Consider the following 17,576-nt stretch of genomic DNA (forward strand, 5'->3'; position numbering starts at 1 on the left):
CAGATCCCCCCGCCTGTTCGCCGGGCGGGTCAGTCCGACGGGGGAGTAGGGGAACTGCGGAACGTGCTGGACGGCGGATGCCAGTCCCAGATCCGCAACTCGTCATCGTCTTCAGATCCCGCACCGGAGTCCGCGGCGGGCCCTTCACCGGGCTCAGGGCCAGGCGAGCCATCGGAACCTGCGCCGGACCGGGCATCCGCGTCCGTGGCAGGCCGAGCCTCAAGATCAGTGATGGGCTGGAGGTCGGAGTTCCCTGAGACCGGGGCCGGATCGGGGGCGGTCTTCGGCTCTTCCCGCCGGGACACGCGCCGGCGCAGGCGGTGACGCCCCCGCCGCTCCGCATGCTCGTCGTCCTCCCCGGCATCGGGATCCTCGGCCCGGTCGACCACGGGCGACTCGGCCTCGTCCTCGGCGGCGTCCACGCTCGAAGGCAGGACGATGTCAGGGCGAGTCGTCTTGGCCAGGTCGGCCGGAGCCTTGCCGTCGGGTGGCCGCGTCCGTACGAGCTCCACATCCGTGGGCAGGCTGGCCAGAACGTTGGGCAACGGCGCGGTGTCCTCGGGATCACCGTCCTCAATCCCCTCACTCACGCCCGCCCGCCCATGCGCCCCCACACCCCCGTCCCTGCCTGTACTGGTGGCTTCCTTGGTGGGTGGGGGAGTGGGCTCGGGCTCCCGTTCGGACACGTCCTCGGGGAACGGGATCAGATCACGGCCCGCCGCCTTGTCAGGCCCGTCCGACGTTTCCGCCGTGGCCTCCGCCGTGGCCTCGGCCGTGGCCTCCGCCGTGGCTCCGGACGTCGTGGCGAGGAGCTGCTTGAACAGCGTCAGCCACAACCAGACGGCGATCACGAGCATGAGGTGCGGCGCCACGGCCACGCCGGCCTTGAGCGGCTCGTCCGGCAGCGAGTCGTAACCCCAGAGCGACCGCTGAACGCCGATCGCGGCCGTCCCGCCGAGAAGGGCCAGAAGCAGGACCCAGCGGATCCAGCGCGACCACCACCGGGCATGCCGGGTGACCACCAGCGAGATGATCGTCATCACCATGAGCGCGTCCGCCATCACCGGATAGACCAGCGCCCACCGGCGGCCCGTGCGGCCCGCGATGGCGAGCTCCCGCAGCACGTCGTACGTCAGGACGAACGTTCCGCTCACGAGCACGGCGACGACGAGCCCCGCGGACGCGGTGAACAGCCGTCGCTGCGCGATGGTGAAGCGATCTTGGGCCATCTTCTCAACTCGTCTCGGGGGAGGGACGACGGGAGGGAGGGGGACACGCGGGCCGACGTGGGGAGATTAGCCAGCTTGCGCGGCGGTTACTCCCATCTTCACGTTGCTGATCCCCGACGGCGTGCGACACGCGGGGAGTCGCGCGATATGGGTGGTCAAGGGAAGTCGGATGGGCCCGCCGGGTAGGGATTTGTGGCCGGGACCGGAAGAGGTGATTTTCGCGGGCGATAGTGGGGTAATCGCTTACGTGTGTCCTTCCCCCGGGGCGTACTGGAGCAGGCAGCGGCAGGGCGGCTCGGCGATCCGGTCCGGGCCTTCGACGTACGGGCGGGCCGTCGTCGCGCGCTCGCCTGGACGATCATGCTCGGCCTGGCCGGCGTCTGGCTGATCCCCGCCGCCGTCGTCTACCTGGCCGACCGGGACTTCTGGCTGGGCGTCCCCGCCGCCATCCTCGCCCTGGGTTACCTGGGAGCGGTGACCTGGATCCTCTGGCGGGCCGTGACGCGCGGTGGCCTGCGGGGCGGGCGCATGGAGAGCCTCCACCTCTTCTCGAACGGCATTGTGGTGACCTGGCGCAAAGCACCCCCCGCCCAGCCGGACCCAACCCCACCACCCCAAACCACCGCGCCACCCCAAACCACCGCGCCACCCCAAACCACCGCGCCACCCCAAAACGGCGCCGACCACCCCCCGCCCCAGACCCCCGCTACCGAGCCCCCGCCGCCCCAGAGCGCGGCGACCGAGCCGCCACCTCCGACCGCAGCGACCGAGGCCTCGCCTGAGGGGGCGGCCCCGGAGCAGCCCCGGTCCCTAACGGGCGCCGCCAACCCCGTGCAACTCCACGCCGCGGCCTCGCAACCGCATTCGCCCTCATCGGCAGCCGCTGAAGGCACCCACTCCCACCGCACCGATGCGGCCCATCACGAAGAACGGGGCGCCGAGCAGGCCGGCCGACGGCTCGCCTTCACCGCGTACCGGTGGGACGAGCTGGCCGCCGTGACCACGTTCGGTGTCCAGCGGGCGGTGCGCGGGTCGACCCGGTGGCGCTTCACGATCGAACCGGCCGATGGCGGGCCGCCGATCGTGCTGGACGACGAGGTGCCGGGGGTCCGGGAGCTGGGCGAGGCGGTGACCGTGGAGGTGACCGCGCGCGTCGTGCCGCGGCTTCTGGCGATCGTCCAGACGGGCGGCGGCGTCCGGATGGGCCCGTTCGGCATCGGTCCCGGCGGCGTCGAGAAGGACGGTGAACGGATCCCCTGGCGGGCCGTCGATGAGGTCGGCATCGACAACGGCCTCGTCTTCGTCCACGCGTACGACGACTGGGTGACCCTGGCGGCGACCGCGTCCCGTACGCCCAACGCGGTCGCGTTCGTCGACCTCTGCCACCATCTGCAGGCCCTTCACCAGGCGGACCTGCACCCGAGCGGCCTCCACGCCGTTCCGCCGCCAGAGGAGACGGCGACGGGCGGCCCCGGCGTTCCCCATCCGGGTTCCGCCGCGCACCCGCTCCACGCCGCCCGGCGGATCCCGCCGCGACCACGTTGATCTTTCTCATGCGAGGATCGGCATCAGCGGCGATCCGGGACCGAGATCAGGGCCGAGACCGGCACCAAGATCCAAGACCCGAGAGCGAGATCCGTTTCCGGCCGAACCAGGGGGAAGGCAGACATGACGCTGAACGACAAGGCCCGCGAGCTCTTCGACGCGACCAACTTCGTCACGCTGGCCACGATCAATCCGGACGGGGCGCCGCAGGCGAGCGTCGTCTGGGCCAAGGTCGACGGCGACGACGTCGTCTTCTCGACCGCCAAGGGCCGCCGCAAGCACACCAACATGCTGCGCGACCCGCGGGTCAACCTGACCACGTTCGACACGGCCGATCCGTACGTGTACGCCGAGGTCAGGGGTACCGCGTCCATCGTCGACGACCCGGACGGCCGGCTGATCGAGGAGCTCTCCCGGCGTTACACCGGCAAGCCCTGGGAGGAGCACGGCCCGGTGGAACGAGTGATCGTCCGGGTGACGCCGAACCACGTCTACACCCGCTGAACACGGGCCTCTCTGGACGAACACAGCCACGCGCGTGGCCGGGCATCCAATAGCCTGAGCGTGTGAGCCTGCGCCTTTACGACACCAGCACGCGTACCGTCCGCACGTTCGAGCCCCTCGAAGAGGGCCGCGTGGGGATGTACGTCTGTGGTGCGACGCCGCAGGCCTCACCGCACATCGGCCACCTCCGCTCGGGCGTGATCTACGACGTCCTGCTGCGCTGGCTGCGCCGTTCGGGGTACGAGGTGACGTTCGCGCGCAACGTCACCGACATCGACGACAAGATCATCGCCGTGGCCGCCGCCTCCGGCGTGCCGTGGTTCGCGGTCGCCGAGGGCAACCAGCGCGTCTTCGGCCAGGGCTACGACCTGCTCGGATGCCTGCCGCCCACGATCGAGCCCCGCGCGACGGGCCACGTGCCCGAGATGATCGTCCTCATGCGCCGCCTGATCGAGAACGGGCACGCGTACGCGTCCGGCGGCGACGTCTACTTCGACGTGAAGTCCTGGGCCGACCGCTACGGCGCGCTGTCCAACCAGAAGCTCGAGAACATGCGCTCCGCCGCCGACACCGACACCGCCGACTGCAAGCGCGACCCCCGCGACTTCGCCCTGTGGAAGGGCGCCAAGCCGGGCGAGCCGTTCTGGGAGACCCCCTGGGGTGAGGGCCGCCCCGGCTGGCACCTCGAATGCTCGGCCATGGCGACCAAGTACCTCGGGCCGACGTTCGACATCCACGGCGGCGGCGTCGACCTGATCTTCCCGCACCACGAGAACGAGATCGCCCAGTCGCAGGCCGCCGGCGACGGCTTCGCCCGCTACTGGCTGCACAACGGGCTGCTCACGGTCAACGGCGAGAAGATGAGCAAGTCGATCGGCAACGTCGTCCTGCTGCCCGACCTGCTCGGCAAGGCCCGTCCCGCCGAGATCCGCTACTACCTCACCGCGGCGCACTACCGGTCGCTCATGGACTACACCGACGCGGCCCTCACCGAGGCCATCTCGGCCTACCAGCGCATCGAGGGCTTCACCACCCGCGCCGCCGAGCTGGTCGGTTCCGTCCCGGCCGGTGATCTCCCCGAGGCCTTCACCGCGGCCATGAATGACGACCTCGGCGTCCCCCAGGCCCTCGCCGTCGTCCACGAGACCGTCCGCGAGGGCAACAACGCCCTGGCGGCCTCCGACGAGGACGCCGTCCGCCGCCACCTGGCCGCCGTCCGCGCCATGACCGACGTCCTCGGCCTCGATCCCCTCTCCGACCACTGGTCGAACGAGGGAGACGACGATCTCCGCCCGGTGGTCGACGCCCTCGTCAAGGTCGCCCTGGAACAGCGCCAGGCCGCCCGGGCCCGCAAGGACTACGCCGCCGCGGACACCATCCGCGACAGCCTCGCCGAAGCGGGCATCGTGGTCGAGGACACCCCTCACGGCGCCCGTTGGGAGCTCAAGCGCGGCTGACTGCGCGTAAAATCGAAGGCGCCCCGATCTTGAGCCTCCCTGGCGACGTGCGGGCGGACAACCCACGACTCCAAGGGACGATCAATGCCGAAGCGCAAGGGTAAGGGGCCGACGCCCAAGGCCGAGGACCGGCACTGGCACGGCAAGCGCCAGAAGGCCCGCGCCGTCAAGAGCTCCAAGCGCACCGGCACGCCGACCCTCGGCCCCGGCGCCCGCCGCGGCAAGCCCGCCGACCAGTCCCGTCCGTCCAACCGCCCGGCCGGCGGCCGCCGCGCCGACGGTGAGAGCCCCGAGCTGGTCACCGGCCGCAACCCCGTGGTCGAGGCCCTCCGCGCCCGCGTCCCCGGCACCGCCCTCTACGTCACGTCCGGCACCGACGACCGCATCCGCGAGTCCATCCAGCTGGCCGCCGACCGGGGCATCCCGCTCCTCGAGAGCGGTACGAACGAGCTCGACCGCCTCACCGACGGCGCCGTCCACCAGGGCATCGCCCTCCAGGTCCGCCCGTACCGCTACGCCCACGCGGACGACTTCCTCAAGGGCCAGGCCCCTCTCATCGTCGCGTTGGACGGCATCACCGACCCCCGCAACCTGGGCGCCATCGTCCGTTCCGCCGCCGCCTTCGGCGCCACCGGCGTCGTCGTCCCCGAACGCCGCGCCGCCGGGGTCACCGCGGGCGCCTGGAAGACCTCCGCCGGCACCCTCGCGACCACCCCGGTCGCCCAGGTCACCAACCTGACCCGCCAGCTCAAGGCCTACCAGCAGGCCGGCTGCTTCGTCGCCGGCCTCGACGCCCGCGGCACCACCCCCGTCGCCGACCTCGAAGTCGCCTCCGGCCCCTTCGTCCTCGTCGTCGGCTCCGAAGGCAAGGGCCTGGGCCGCCTGGTCGCCGACACCTGCGACATGCTGGTCACCATCCCGATGCCCGGCCAGGCCGAATCCCTCAACGCCGGAGTGGCCGGCGGCATCGCCCTCTACGAGCTCTCCCGCCTCCGCGCCGAATAACCACCACGCACCCCACCCGCCAAGTCGACTACGATGCGGGAGCACGCCGGCGTAGCTCAATTGGCAGAGCATCTGTCTTGTAAACAGAAGGTTAGGGGTTCAAGTCCCCTCGCCGGCTCCCACGTCAGAGGCCCCGTCCGGTGTTTGGACGGGGCCTTTTGCTAACACCCTTGCTAACAGCGGCCCCTAAGAGCGCCTCACGAAATGATCACTGTGGTCGAGGGGCCGCTAGTACCCCAGCCGCACTTGGAGATCTTGATTCGGTGAAGGCCAGAACGTGAGATGGCCACCGCTGTGATCATGTGAGGGCGTTGGAACCCTATGACCGGCGGTGGCCGAGTGGATCGATCCGGTGTCGGGGGCAGTGGAAACAACCGGACGATCGCATCATGACGTCGCTGCCACCTATGATCGCGCGATGTCACTCGCAACGCGCTTGACCCGGCTGCTGATGGTGGTACTGGCAGCGGGCTCCGCAGGCGCGGCCTACGCAATCCGCGCCGCGATGGCCGGGCCCATCGAACAGTACTCAGGCGCCGCCTTGTCCGCGGTCATCGTCTACGCGATAGTGATCTTCATATGGCCGCAGATCTCCCCTGTGCCCGCTGGCAGCGCCGTGATCGCGTACTGCTGGTTCATCGAGTTCGCACAGCTCACCCCCGTGCCAGCGGCACTTTCCCAACGCAGCTGGCTCGCGCGCCAACTGCTAGGTGCCCAGTTCGACCTCATTGATGTCGCCTGGTACCCCGTCGGCGTCATCCCCTTGGTCGCCGCGCATTGGTTCCTCCGCGCCCCGGCACGTTCCCAGGCAAACCCGACACCCGCTGAGTCTTGAGCCGCCTCTCTGATCTGGTTGGCAAAAGATGTCCGCGGCTTCCGCGAGCTGTTCGTTGACCACGTGCGCGTAGACCCGAAGCGTGATCGCCGGGTCAGCGCGGCCGAGGCGAGCGGCTACGACGTGTACGGGCACGCCCGCCAGGAGGAGCGTCGTGGCGTGGACGTGCCGGAGGTCGTGCAGCCGGGCGTTGAGGAGGTGCTCGACGGGACTCTCGCCATCCTTCGGCCTGTTGTGCTGCTTGATCAGCACGGGCATGAGCGACGAGACCGTGTCCGGGTGAATGGGCTCTCCCCACACTGACTATGCGGACGAACGATGCGGGCTCGGTCTCCTTCTCCAGAACGAGTACCCGCACATCGTGCAGCCGTAGTTCGGCGGCCAGCATCGCACCGGCCGGCCCGCACCCGGCGATGATCACGTCGAACGTGAGGGGCGGGCGATCGGCGCCAGAGGCCGGCGATACGAGAACTCCGGGGACATCGCGCTCGGGCCCGTCGTTCGACGGCGGCTCGGCGGTGAAGTGAGAGTGCATAGGTGGTGCCTTTCGGGAGTGCCTTGTCGGCCAGGCGCTCCCGGCGACACCTACGTCAATCGCCCAACCGTGAACGGAAGGGGGAGCACCCACAGCGTTACAGCGTTCATGGGTCTCACCTCCTCGGGCGGTGTCACGGCCGACTGCAAGCTACAAGGCTGAGCATCACCCGTCCCAATCCTTTCCAGCCACGTGATCACGACTCCGGACGGGCCCGTGCGGGGGCAGGGGATTCCGGCGTGGCGGCCCGGCGGGTCCCGGTCGGGGCCGGTGGTGGGGTCTCGTTCGCGCCGTTACAGAGGGCTTAACGCGGGAGCGCACTTCGGCGTCGTGGGGGGCGGTGGTTGTTCATGGTGGACGGACTGGTCTTTGGTGCAGGGAGGTTGGGTTTCGGGTGTTCCTGCTCGCCACGGTTGGGTGACCGGGTTGGGGCTGACCTTGAGTGTTGGCCGGACGCGGGTAGCGTTGAGGTGCGGCCGGAGGGCCACCCTGAAGGGGATGAGCGGCATGTGTGCCGACCAGCAGAGCGATCCACCGGCCGCGGCGTCTGAGCAGGCTGATGCCGTTCCGGAGTCTGTGCGGGAGGCGCTCGAGTCGCTTCGGGTGGAGCTGTGGCGTGACCATTCGGTCAGATCAGCGGAACGTGAGGTCGCCGAGCAGTGGCTCAAGCACCTCAGGAGCCGCCTGCGGTTCGCGTTCGAAGAGTGGAACGCCATCCATCAGGAGCGGGGGGCCTTCCAGCGTGAGCTGGAGCAGGCGCAGGCCGACAAGGACGGACGCCGGGTGACCGTGCTCAAGCCGATGGTCCTGGACGCCAAGGCGAGGGACGTCGACGCCCGCCGGAGTTATCAGCATGTCGCGCGCTCGGTGGTCGCCGAGATGTGCCGTGTCCGGGAGGTCATCATCGCGATGAACCGGACCTACGTGGCACAGATCCGGGACTTGCAGGCCGCGATCGACACCGTCGACGCCGCTCTGGGGCTGCCCCTGCCTCCGGTGACGAGAGCGCCGTCCCATCCGCCCCTGCGCGGACTGGGACCGAGCTCTGGTCACTGAGTCACGGCGCGCGTTCCCCGGCTCCGGTTGCGCGTGGCTGAGTTGACTGCCGTCGGCGATCCGCCGAGCTGATCGACCCGGGCTGCCGAACCTTCAGTCCGGGGCAGGGCTCCCTTCCTGGGCCGCGGGGACGGCTGAGCGGTGAGGGGATCGGGGTGGTGCTGCTGTGACGGTCTCAGGTGTGCGGTGGTGAGGGGGAGGGAGTATGGGTGGCGCACGTGTGTTCTTGTTTGTGATCCAGGTTACGTCTACTTTTCTGCACCATGAGGTATCGGCTGATTGAGCATGAGATCCCGGATCTGGAGGTTGCCGACCTCATCGCGGTGATGCGTGGACAGGTCGATGAGGTGGCGCATGAGGCCGTGGCGGCCATCGGCGCCGAGCTGCCGGTGCTGGTGCGTCCGCACGAGCCGCAGTACGCGAGCAGGCTGAACCAGTCGGTGTCGTGGACGATCAGCGGGTTCATCGATCTCATGGAGGACGACGAGGCCAGCCTGGAGGACATCAAGGCGTTCTTCCGCGAGTACGGGGCCTGGGTCTCCGAGCAGGGCCTCGGCCCCGAGGTGTGGGAGACGGCGTTCCGGATCGGGACGGGTGTGACGATCAGCCGGCTCAGCGAGGTCGTTCAGGATCATCCGGGTGTGACCACGACGATCATCGGGCTCATCGCGCAGCGGACGATGGGTTATGTGGAGGACCTGGCCTCGGCGATGCGGGTCGGGTACGTGGAGAACGCGGCGGCGGCCGCGGAGGGGGAGCGGCGGCGACGGCGGCGACGGCTGCTGGAGTCGCTGCTGACTCGCGACCCCGACCTCAAGAAGATCGAACGGCTGGCCGAGGCGGCTGAGTGGCCGCTGCCCCGTTCGGCTGCGGCCATCGCCCTCCTGCCGCACGACGAGGGCGACGACAGCGATCAGGCGCCGGAGTTTCACGCCGACACGCTGATCGGGATGCACGACCGCCGGCCCTGCGCGATCGTGGCCGACCCCGACGGGCCTGGTCGCCGATCCGCATACACGCGCGACCTGCACGGCTGGACCGTCGCGGTCGGGCCCACCGTGCCGATCACCGAACTCGCCCGGTCGCTGGACTGGGCCCGCGAGACGCTGGACCTCGTTCAGGACGGAACGCTGGACGCGGGCAAGGGGCCGCTGTGGTTCGCGGTCGACAACATCCCGCTCCTGCAAGCCGCCCGGGAACGGCAGTTGTCGGCTCAGCTGGTCGCGCACCGGCTTGCCCCGCTGATGACGTTGTCGGGTGCGCAGCGTGAGCGTCTGGCTCTCACGTTGAAGCATTTGCTGCAGTCGGGATTCAGGGCGGTGGAAGCCGCGGACCGTCTCTTCGTTCACCCGCAGACGATCCGCTACCGGCTCCGCCAGCTCGAGGAGCTCTTCGGCCCTGCTCTGCGGAATCCCGACCTCCATCTCGAGTACAGCCTCGCCGTGCACTACCTGCTGAACCTGCCGACGTCCGTTCCTGAGAACGGGTCGGCGGCCTCGGGTGCCGCGCCCGAAGCGTCCAAGCTTGAGAGAAGCCGGCAGAAGCTCACCGGGTAGACCCGTTCGGCAGGCAGGGGTGCGGCCTCTGCCCTTGGCCGGGTGGCCGGGTGTCGCGGGCCGGGCTCGTCCAGCGGATCGCCTGAGTTCAAGAAATTTCGGAGAAGCGGCAATCCGCCGCGCTTCCCACGCCGAACCACAGACGGCGGCCCGGGGTGTAAGTGGCCGCCTCAATCTGTTAGGGGAGCGCATGCGCAAAGTACTGCTAACCGGCGTGCTGGTCACGGCCGCGGGGGCCACTGCCCTGGGGGGCACTGCCCTGGGGGGCACGATGGCCCTCGGAAGTGACAGCGACCTCAACCTCGTTCAGCCGGCGGGGGCCAGCAAGTCCGTATCGCAGGCCTCGAAGAACCCCAGCCTCAAGGTCATCGGTCTCACCGGCGACCAGCGGCTGGTCGCGTTCCGGTCCACCCATCCCGGCGCGGTCGCGACGCTGGGCAAGGTGTCGGGGCTGATGGCCGACCAGAAACTGGTGGGGATCGACTACCGCGTCCAGAACGGCAAGCTCTACGGCGTCGGCGACCAGGGCGGCATCTACACCCTGCACACCGGCAACGCCTCCGCGGCCAAGGTGTCGCAGCTGACGGTCCCCCTCCAGGGAACGAACTTCGGAGTGGACTTCAACCCCGCCGCCAACCGGCTGCGGGTGATCAGCGACACCGGCCAGAACCTCCGGCACAACATCGACGACCCCGCGGGCGCACCGGCCGCGGGTGCCACCGCCAACGACGGCACCCTGACCAACCCGCCCGTCCCGCCCGCGCAGACCGGCGCCACCGCCACCGGCGTGACCGGGGCGGCCTACACGAACAACGATCTCGACACCAACACCGGGACCACCCTGTTCGACGTGGACACCACGCTGGACCAGACCTCGGTGCAGTCGCCCGCCAACGCCGGCAACCTCGCCCCGACCGGCAAGCTGCGGGTCGACGCCGGTCCCAGCGCCGGTTTCGACGTCTACTACTCGGCCGCCGCCGGCACCAACACCGGCTTCGCCGCGCTGCGGCTGGGTAGCGAGTCCCGCTTCTTCCGGATCAACCTGCTCACCGGAAGGGCCATCCCGGTCGGGGCCTTCCCGGCGCAGGGGCAGGTCGTCGATGTCGCGCTGCCCCTGAACCAGGGCTGATGCGTCGATAAGACCGCACGAGATCCGGTAGGACGACGACCCCGTTCTGCCTGATGGGGCGACGACATCGTCCTTCACGCACTCGCGCAACCCCGCCGGCGGGGCCTGCGGCGACCTTTCGCCGCAGGCCCCGCTTCCGTTTGGCCCCCTTTGCGTGGGACGGAGCGGCGAGGCCGGAGCGCCAGGGCGGCGAGACCGGATGGGAGGGGCGGCGCGGAACCGGCGGGTGCCGGGCGGCGTCGTTGTGGTGACCTGTCGATCGCGATGGATGGGGATCCATGACGAACGGTGACGAGTGGCGACCTCCACCCCGGCCGTTACGGTCCGGCGGCGGGCGGCCATGAACGTTGAAGACCCGGTACGGTCCGGGCTGGAGGCGGCCGCGAAACTGCGGGAGAAGGCGGCGTCCTCTCCCCGGCACCGGCCCAAGCTCGCCCTCGAGCTGGTCGGCCTCAGCCTCGCCCTGCTGGAGAAGGAGCGTCCCGCCGAGGCGGTGCCGGTCGCGCAGGAAGTCGTGACGCTCTTGCGGGAGCTCGCGCAGGCCAAGCCCGCACGGTACGGCCTCGATCTGGTGGGCGCGTTGAACGTCCTCGGGATCGCGCACACGAACGCGGGTCATCCGGCCGAGGCGGTGCCGATCGCCCAGGAAGCGGTGTCGCGCGCGCGGGAGTCGGCTCACGCCAAGCCCGCCCGGCATCGCTCCGACCTCGCCTGCGTGCTGACCAACCTCGGGATCGCACTGGCGCAGGTGGCACCGGCGGAGGCCGTGCCGGCCCAGCGGGAGGTAGTCGCGATCAGGCGGGAGCTGGCCGGTGGCCGCCCCAGCCGCCGGCAACTCCTCGAACTCTCGGAATCGATGAACGATCTCGCCGGCACGTTCGCGAAGCTCGGGCAGGCGGCCGATGTGCTGGAGGTACGACAGGAGTTGGTGGAAGTCTGGCGAAAGCGCGCCAGGGTCGGCCCTGCCTTCCGCGCCGACCCTGGTTTCCGCTTCGGACTCGCGATGGCGCTGTACAACCTCGGGCTCGCACTGGCAGAGGTAGGGCGTCCGGCTGACGCTCTCACGGCCGAGCAGGAGGCCGAACCGATTCTGCGGGCGCTGGCGGAGGACGACCCCGCGGGCTTCCTCGCCGATCACGCGGTCGTGTGCGCCACCCTCGGCGCCAGGCAGACTCAGCTGGGGCATGCGACCTCGGGGCTCCCCTTCGCGCAGGAGGCGGTGGGGCACTTCCGGCGGCTGTTCGAGACCGATCCCGGATACCGTCCGCACCTCGCGGACGCGTTGTCCGTTCTCGGAGAGGCTCTCGAAGGAGCGGGACGCCGCCAGGACGCTCAAAGCGCGAAGAACGAGGCCGGCCGTTACGCGGACGAGCCCTGACGCGCCTGCCCACGTTCAGTACTGCGGGTGTGGCACTCGACTGCGGCGACAGCAGGCTCGGGCCCCGGCGCGTACCGCGGCGACGGCAGGGACATTGGCACCTCCTGGAGGACGACCTGTGACCAGTTCGTTTCTACGCTTTCGCCTGTACCCGCAGACACGATCGAAGGGGCAGCCGATGTCCGTCCGTTCATTGTTCACCGCCGCCGCGGCGGCCCTGCCCATGGGGGCCGTGCTCGCGACCCCGGCGGCCGCGCAGACCACGGTCGCCGCCGGTTCTGGACGGGGCGCGGCCACGGCGGCGCTGGTGGTCGCGCTGGTCAGTGTGATCCTCGGCGGGCTGGCTGTGGCCCGCCCCGCCGGTCGCATCGGGCGGAACGGTGCCGTCGTCGCTCCGGTGCTGGCGGTGATCGCCATGGTCATCGGTGTGCTGCATCTGGCCGGCTCCGACGGGCCTGTCGGGTCAGGTGCCGGGCGAGGTGGCGCCATCGTGGCCCTCGGGGTGGCGGTGATCGCCGTGGTCCTCAGCGGGGTGGCGCTGGCCCGCTCCCGTCGTACCGGCTGATCCTTTTCGACGCCGCCGCCGTCCGCCCGGACATCTGGCCGCCCTGCTGCCCGCGCTGATCATCTTCTTCGGGGTGAAGAGGGCGACGGCCGAGACGCCGCCCGGAGGAAGGTGCGGCGGTGGGTCCGTCGTTGACCCGGACACGATCTGCGAGCGTTATGTGAACGGCGAGAAGGTCGGCGAGACCACTGCCGGAAACGTGAACCGGGGGAACGCCCGGATCAAGCGCATCGTCGGCGGAGGCCTCGTCGTCGTCGGCGTCCTGGGTCTCCTGGGGTTGTTCAAGCTGAGCCGCATCCTCGTGGCCGACTTCCGAGGTGACCCGCCACGGCACCCCGCCCGCCGCCGCGAATGACGATCCGTCGCCGGTCGTGTCGCCCTGACGCCAGGAAAGCCTCGAGGTCCGGAATGCCCGACCGCGGAACCCGCCGCAGTCAAGTGACGCGCCGCCTCCGGTGGGTTTCGGCCGCTTGTGGCAAAGCATTGTGGCGGGTTGCGTTCGAGAGGTTGTTCGGGTGATGCTGGTCCGGCCCCGCGGTGACGAGGCGGTGGTGGGTCATGGACGTGGTGAGCACCGCCGAGGTCCCGGCGGGAGAACGGTTCGCCTTCTGGCGTGAGGTGAGCTCGAAGGTCTGGGTGCCCTACGACCTGCGCTGCGAATCGCCGCTGGAAGAAAGGTTTCGCGCCAAGATCGGCACATGCGAGCTCGGGCTCGTGCAGACGACGCTGATGACGACGACGCCGCATTCGGTCGACCGTACGCCCAAGCTCATCCGGCAGGCCGACCCCGAGGTGTTCAAGCTGAGCTGCAACGTGCGCGGCCGCTCCATGATGGCGCAGGACGGCCGGTACGCGGATCTCGGAGTCGGAGATCTGGTCCTGTACGACACCTCGCGCCCCTACCGGGCCGGGCTCAAGCCGGATCTCCCGATCAGCCAGCTGCTGCTCCTGCGCTTCCCGCGTTCGCTGCTGCCGTTGCCTCCCCAGGACCTGCGGCGGCTGAGCGCCGTCCGGATCCCGGGCGACCAGGGTGTCGGCGCGTTGTCCTCGCAGTTCCTGCTGCAACTCGCCCGGCACATGCACGAGCTCAGCCCGGCCGACGCCGTCCGGCTCTCCACCCTGACGCTCGACGTGCTGGCCGTGGCGCTCGCGAGCGCGCTGGACGCCGAGAGCGCGATACCGCCTCACACCCGGCGGCGAGCGCTGATGGCCCAGATCCACGCGTTCATCCGGGACCACCTGGGCGACGCCCAGCTGACCCCGAGCGAGATCGCCGCCGCGCATCACATCTCCCTCCGCTACCTGCACAAGCTGTTCCAGGAGGAAGGGCACACGGTCGCCGGCTGGATCCGCGAGTGCCGCCTGGAACGGTGCCGGCGCGACCTGACCGACCCCCGGCTCGCGGGCAGGCCGATCAACGCGATCGCGGCCCGCTGGGGGTTCACCAGCCCCGCCCACTTCAGCCAGGCCTTCCGCGGCGCCTACGGTCTCTCGCCCCGCCAGTTCCGCCAGCAGTCCGCCACAACCCCACCCCACGCACCCTGAACGTGCCTGCGCCGTACGTGCTTGCGCTGAACGTGCCTGCGCTAATGCGCATGGCCTGAAGGGCATAGGCCGAACAGCCACGCTGACCGAGCGCGGGCTGAAGGGGCGTGCTGGACGAACGCCGACCCAAGGCATGCAGCCTGAACAGGGGCGCTGAGAGGTGGGCTGAGCGTTCAGCTTTGGCAGGCGTACAGCAATTGCGCCGGACCGGACCGGCGTGCTGGCCGTGTCCAGCCCGAACGTGTTTGCCGAAACGCGCGCCTACCAACAGCACGCTGAACGCGTACGGACCGATTCGGCAAGGGCGGGCGCGGGCGCGGACGGGTCGTCAGGCCGTCGGGTTGGGGGCGGTGGTGCGGGCGGGTTCCGGCTCGGCGCGCCTGACCTCGTAGATGGGCCGGTAGCGGTCGTGCAGCGAGGTGATCAGGCTGAGCAGCAGGATGAAGAACGCGGTGTCGACGAGGTCGATGTCGCCTTCGCGCAGCAACAGCCCGGCGACCAGGACGAGGCCGATGTTGAACGCCAGCCGGACGAGGAAGGCGGCGGCCGCCGACTGGACGCCGTGCTGGCGCCGCGCCGCCCACAGGCTGAACGCGGTGTTGATGACGACGAGGACCGCGATGGCGAGGAACAGCTGCGAGCCGGTGGTACGCAGGTCGGGCAGCACCTGGCCGAACACGACGCTGATGAGCCCGACGAGGAAGATCTTCTCGACGGTGACCAGGGACCACACCCGGTTGTGGAGGGCCCGCCAGGCGTCGCGTTCCTCGGCGGTGTCGATCGGCTCGGGGACCGGGTCGGCGGTCAGCCGCCAGTGCCAGTCGGCGGGCCGCAGGCGGGGCCGCACCACGTACCAGAACACCGCGAGCAGGACGAGCACGCCGGCGATCACCGCGGGGCCGAACCACGGCACGTTGGCCACGGTCTCGGTGAAGTCGAGCTTGGCGATGTGGATCCAGTACTCCTGCGGCAGCTTGATCACGATCCAGATGAACGCGGCCGTCGCCAGCCAGAAGCCCATCCTGAGCTTGGCCGGGTCCCACCGGCTGCGGATGCCCTCGTAGGCGATGAAGAAGTACTCGAAGGTGTTCGGGAAGATCAGCAGCAGCGGCCGCCACTGGGAGAGCTCGAACGCCACGACCCCGACCAGGCGGTAGAAGTACAGGAACCGGGCCGTCCTGAACGCGGGCATGCTGGCCCAGTTGCGCATGGTCGCCAGGTAGGCGAGGGCGAGGTAATAGACGTCCATCGCCTTGTCGTAGCCCTGGTAGCCCGGCGGGTCGTACCCGAACGACTGGAAGATCGTCTGGTCGACGCCGTCGAGGACCAGACAGCCGATGATGGCGGGGAGCGGGTAGCGGAAGATCAGCAGTGGCAGCAGGAACCGTGCGCCGACCACGGCCCAGAACACGGCGGCGACCTCAGCGCTCACGGCTCGACCCCCAGGCTCCTGTGAAGGTGGTACCCCGCTACGCGTTCAGAGTCCCAGCCCGCGGGTCCGGATGCACGACCTCATTCGGGTGATGTCGCCCGCGACGTTCGACGCAAAGCCCAATGTCATCTCCGGTGCGCGGCCGGATGGCATTCACGGGCCGCGGACGGAGGTCATTCACGGGGCGCGGACGGAGGTCATTCCGTGAGCTTGTCGCGCAGCCATCTGACGCCCGCGTTCATGACCGGCGGAACGGTGATGAGGACGACCACGGCGTCGACGGGGTTGTCGCGGGCCGTCTCCGCGATGATCCAGCCGAGGAGGGTGAGCAGGGGAATCCAGGTGCGGACGTTGGATCGCAGGATCCAGCGCAGGCCCACGTTCCACGCCGCGCCACGCAGCGTGAACGCTAGGCGGGGCACGCTGAGCAGCACCCGCCAGGCAAAACGTGCCCGGTCTCCACTGGTCGGCAGGGTGTCGAGCTCGCCCAGCCACTCCTCCAGGAACCGCGACCTGGCGGCCCCGGGTAGCAGGACGGCACCGCAGGTCAGCGCCCGCGAACTCAAGCCTGGTGAACGTGCGAGCGATCCGAGGTGGGCGGAGGCGAGTCTTTCCAGCTCCTCCGCGACGGTGCGCAGCCCCAGCCGGCCCGCCAGAGGCGCCGTCACCTCGAGCGTGTCCTCGCATTTCGAACGCTGCTTGCGCGCGTCCACGTACTCGATCGTCCGGATGTTGTGCAATCTGTCGAGGACCTTCAGGGTCAGGACCCGCTCGTTCGCCGACGGGAGATCGGCCAGGCCGGACACCAGCGACGAGACCTCCTCGCCGAACTCCGCACGCAACTCGGCGCGCTCGCAGCCGGTGCCCTCCAGGACGTCATGGAGCAGGGCGGCACAGATCATCGTGGCGTCCTGCCCGGAGCCGGCCGCCAGCTCCGCCACCGCGACGGGATGGGTGATGTAAGGGTCTCCGCTACGGCGGCGCTGCCCCTCGTGCCAGCGGGCCGCGAACTCGTAGGCGCGCCGGATACGTTCCCGGTCAGTCCGGGTGATCGTGGCGGGGAGCCCGGCGGTGAATGACGCTCCGTTCATGGAAGGGCCTCGCCGAAGACGGGATTCACGAGTCCACCGCGCGAACGTTCGGCGGCGGCGACCGCCTCACGAGCCCGCTGGGCCCCGTCCTTGGTCAGCTTGTAGTAGCGACGCCTGCGCCGGCCCTCCGGCAGGTGCCGCTCCGGCGGCTCCCAAGCGCTCTCCACCCAGCCGCACCGCTCCAGCCGCACGATGATGGGGTAGATCGTCCCGGTCGGCTGGCCGGTGTCCCTGCTGAGCTCCAGGCCGAACCGCTCGCAGTCCGGGTCCTTGAGCATCTCCCTCAGAACGAGGAGCGTCTGCAACGTCATCCGAGGACTCCGCGTCATATATCGGACTCTAGACAGACATCGCGGAGAGTCACCTGGCGTGAACGTAACAGCCGCCTATCGGCGCGGCCACGTCGATGGGTGCACCGGCTGCTTCCTGACCGGGGTTTATCGAGTGGACGGTGATCCACGCGGCGCCGTACGCTGTGGCGCATGTCCGGCCCAGAGGCGTCAAGACCCTAGCCACCGGTCGCCACCGGTGGCTCGCCCCGCCACGCCCGTCCACCGTGCCATCGCGCACCCCTGGACACGTGCACGGACGACATCACGCCACCGGACCGCCGTAACGGGGGTCACGTCCAGGCGGGTGGTGTAAGAGAAGGCCACCTCGCGATCTTTTGACTACTTAAGCACCAATAGCATCAATTGTCACATCGGAATCATT

At 69.7% G+C, this 17,576-nt stretch carries 16 protein-coding genes, 1 tRNA gene and 2 pseudogenes; 13 read left to right on the forward strand and 6 right to left on the reverse strand.

The features are described 5' to 3' along the window. Nucleotides 1-29: 29 nt before the first annotated feature. Complete coding sequence (locus tag ABZ810_RS04045; RefSeq protein ID WP_358398877.1) at nucleotides 30-1,229, reverse strand: hypothetical protein; 1,200 nt, start codon at nucleotides 1,227-1,229, stop codon at nucleotides 30-32. Between the two features lie 249 nt (nucleotides 1,230-1,478). On the opposite strand from ABZ810_RS04045, the gene ABZ810_RS04050 reads away from it, so the two are divergent. The 6 genes from ABZ810_RS04050 to ABZ810_RS04075 all read left to right on the forward strand — a co-directional run bounded on the left by ABZ810_RS04050 (nucleotide 1,479) and on the right by ABZ810_RS04075 (nucleotide 6,575). Further along, nucleotides 1,479-2,774 (forward strand): hypothetical protein, encoded by a 1,296-nt coding sequence (locus ABZ810_RS04050; protein ID WP_358398880.1) that lies wholly within the window; start codon nucleotides 1,479-1,481, stop codon nucleotides 2,772-2,774. Nucleotides 2,775-2,897: 123 nt separating this feature from the next. Next, complete coding sequence (locus ABZ810_RS04055; RefSeq protein ID WP_358398882.1) at nucleotides 2,898-3,278, forward strand: PPOX class F420-dependent oxidoreductase; 381 nt, start codon at nucleotides 2,898-2,900, stop codon at nucleotides 3,276-3,278. A gap of 62 nt (nucleotides 3,279-3,340) precedes the next feature. Beyond that, nucleotides 3,341-4,735: a cysteine--tRNA ligase gene (gene cysS, locus ABZ810_RS04060; RefSeq protein ID WP_358398884.1), complete on the forward strand. Its 1,395-nt coding sequence runs from the start codon at nucleotides 3,341-3,343 to the stop codon at nucleotides 4,733-4,735. Between the two features lie 84 nt (nucleotides 4,736-4,819). Then, a complete protein-coding gene (rlmB, locus tag ABZ810_RS04065; protein WP_358398887.1) occupies nucleotides 4,820-5,740 on the forward strand; it encodes a 23S rRNA (guanosine(2251)-2'-O)-methyltransferase RlmB in 921 nt (306 codons plus the stop codon). Nucleotides 5,741-5,785: 45 nt separating this feature from the next. Next, a tRNA-Thr gene (locus tag ABZ810_RS04070) sits at nucleotides 5,786-5,858 on the forward strand. Between the two features lie 213 nt (nucleotides 5,859-6,071). Further along, on the forward strand, nucleotides 6,072-6,575 hold the full coding sequence (locus ABZ810_RS04075) for a DUF2809 domain-containing protein (RefSeq protein ID WP_358398890.1): 504 nt from the start codon (nucleotides 6,072-6,074) through the stop codon (nucleotides 6,573-6,575). A gap of 117 nt (nucleotides 6,576-6,692) precedes the next feature. Here the strand turns inward: ABZ810_RS04075 and ABZ810_RS04080 are convergent. Beyond that, a pseudogene (locus ABZ810_RS04080) lies at nucleotides 6,693-6,833 on the reverse strand (site-specific integrase); the annotation flags it as partial. Between the two features lie 43 nt (nucleotides 6,834-6,876). Beyond that, nucleotides 6,877-7,110, reverse strand: a pseudogene (locus tag ABZ810_RS04085) (FAD-dependent monooxygenase); the annotation flags it as partial. 498 nt (nucleotides 7,111-7,608) lie between these two features. Here ABZ810_RS04085 and ABZ810_RS04090 point away from each other — a divergent pair. The 7 genes from ABZ810_RS04090 to ABZ810_RS04120 all read left to right on the forward strand — a co-directional run bounded on the left by ABZ810_RS04090 (nucleotide 7,609) and on the right by ABZ810_RS04120 (nucleotide 14,339). Continuing rightward, on the forward strand, nucleotides 7,609-8,166 hold the full coding sequence (locus ABZ810_RS04090; RefSeq protein WP_358398893.1) for a hypothetical protein: 558 nt from the start codon (nucleotides 7,609-7,611) through the stop codon (nucleotides 8,164-8,166). Between the two features lie 263 nt (nucleotides 8,167-8,429). Next, a complete protein-coding gene (locus ABZ810_RS04095) occupies nucleotides 8,430-9,722 on the forward strand; it encodes a helix-turn-helix domain-containing protein (protein ID WP_358398896.1) in 1,293 nt (430 codons plus the stop codon). 271 nt (nucleotides 9,723-9,993) lie between these two features. Next, nucleotides 9,994-10,851 carry a DUF4394 domain-containing protein gene (locus ABZ810_RS04100; RefSeq protein WP_358398898.1) on the forward strand — a complete coding sequence of 286 codons (858 nt, stop codon included), beginning with the start codon at nucleotides 9,994-9,996 and terminating at the stop codon, nucleotides 10,849-10,851. Nucleotides 10,852-11,191: 340 nt separating this feature from the next. Further along, nucleotides 11,192-12,229, forward strand: a complete 1,038-nt coding sequence (locus ABZ810_RS04105; RefSeq protein ID WP_358398900.1) for a tetratricopeptide repeat protein — start codon at nucleotides 11,192-11,194, stop codon at nucleotides 12,227-12,229. A 178-nt stretch (nucleotides 12,230-12,407) separates the two neighbouring features. Beyond that, nucleotides 12,408-12,794 carry a DUF6223 family protein gene (locus ABZ810_RS04110; RefSeq protein WP_358398902.1) on the forward strand — a complete coding sequence of 129 codons (387 nt, stop codon included), beginning with the start codon at nucleotides 12,408-12,410 and terminating at the stop codon, nucleotides 12,792-12,794. Nucleotides 12,795-12,867: 73 nt separating this feature from the next. Continuing rightward, on the forward strand, nucleotides 12,868-13,149 hold the full coding sequence (locus ABZ810_RS04115; RefSeq protein WP_358398904.1) for a hypothetical protein: 282 nt from the start codon (nucleotides 12,868-12,870) through the stop codon (nucleotides 13,147-13,149). A 203-nt stretch (nucleotides 13,150-13,352) separates the two neighbouring features. Beyond that, entirely contained in the window at nucleotides 13,353-14,339 is a 987-nt protein-coding gene (locus ABZ810_RS04120; RefSeq protein WP_358398906.1) for a helix-turn-helix domain-containing protein, read from the forward strand. Between the two features lie 328 nt (nucleotides 14,340-14,667). Here ABZ810_RS04120 and ABZ810_RS04125 read toward each other — a convergent pair whose 3' ends face one another. The 3 genes from ABZ810_RS04125 to ABZ810_RS04135 form a co-directional block, all read right to left on the reverse strand. Continuing rightward, nucleotides 14,668-15,771: a hypothetical protein gene (locus ABZ810_RS04125; RefSeq protein ID WP_358398908.1), complete on the reverse strand. Its 1,104-nt coding sequence runs from the start codon at nucleotides 15,769-15,771 to the stop codon at nucleotides 14,668-14,670. 197 nt (nucleotides 15,772-15,968) lie between these two features. Further along, entirely contained in the window at nucleotides 15,969-16,862 is an 894-nt protein-coding gene (locus ABZ810_RS04130; protein WP_358398911.1) for an HD domain-containing protein, read from the reverse strand. Further along, complete coding sequence (locus tag ABZ810_RS04135) at nucleotides 16,859-17,191, reverse strand: helix-turn-helix transcriptional regulator (protein WP_358398913.1); 333 nt, start codon at nucleotides 17,189-17,191, stop codon at nucleotides 16,859-16,861. The genes ABZ810_RS04130 and ABZ810_RS04135 overlap by 4 nt, the downstream gene beginning before the upstream one ends. Nucleotides 17,192-17,576: the final 385 nt, after the last annotated feature.

The sequence above is a fragment of the Spirillospora sp. NPDC047279 genome (genome assembly GCF_040643285.1).
GTDB lineage: Bacteria > Actinomycetota > Actinomycetes > Streptosporangiales > Streptosporangiaceae > Spirillospora.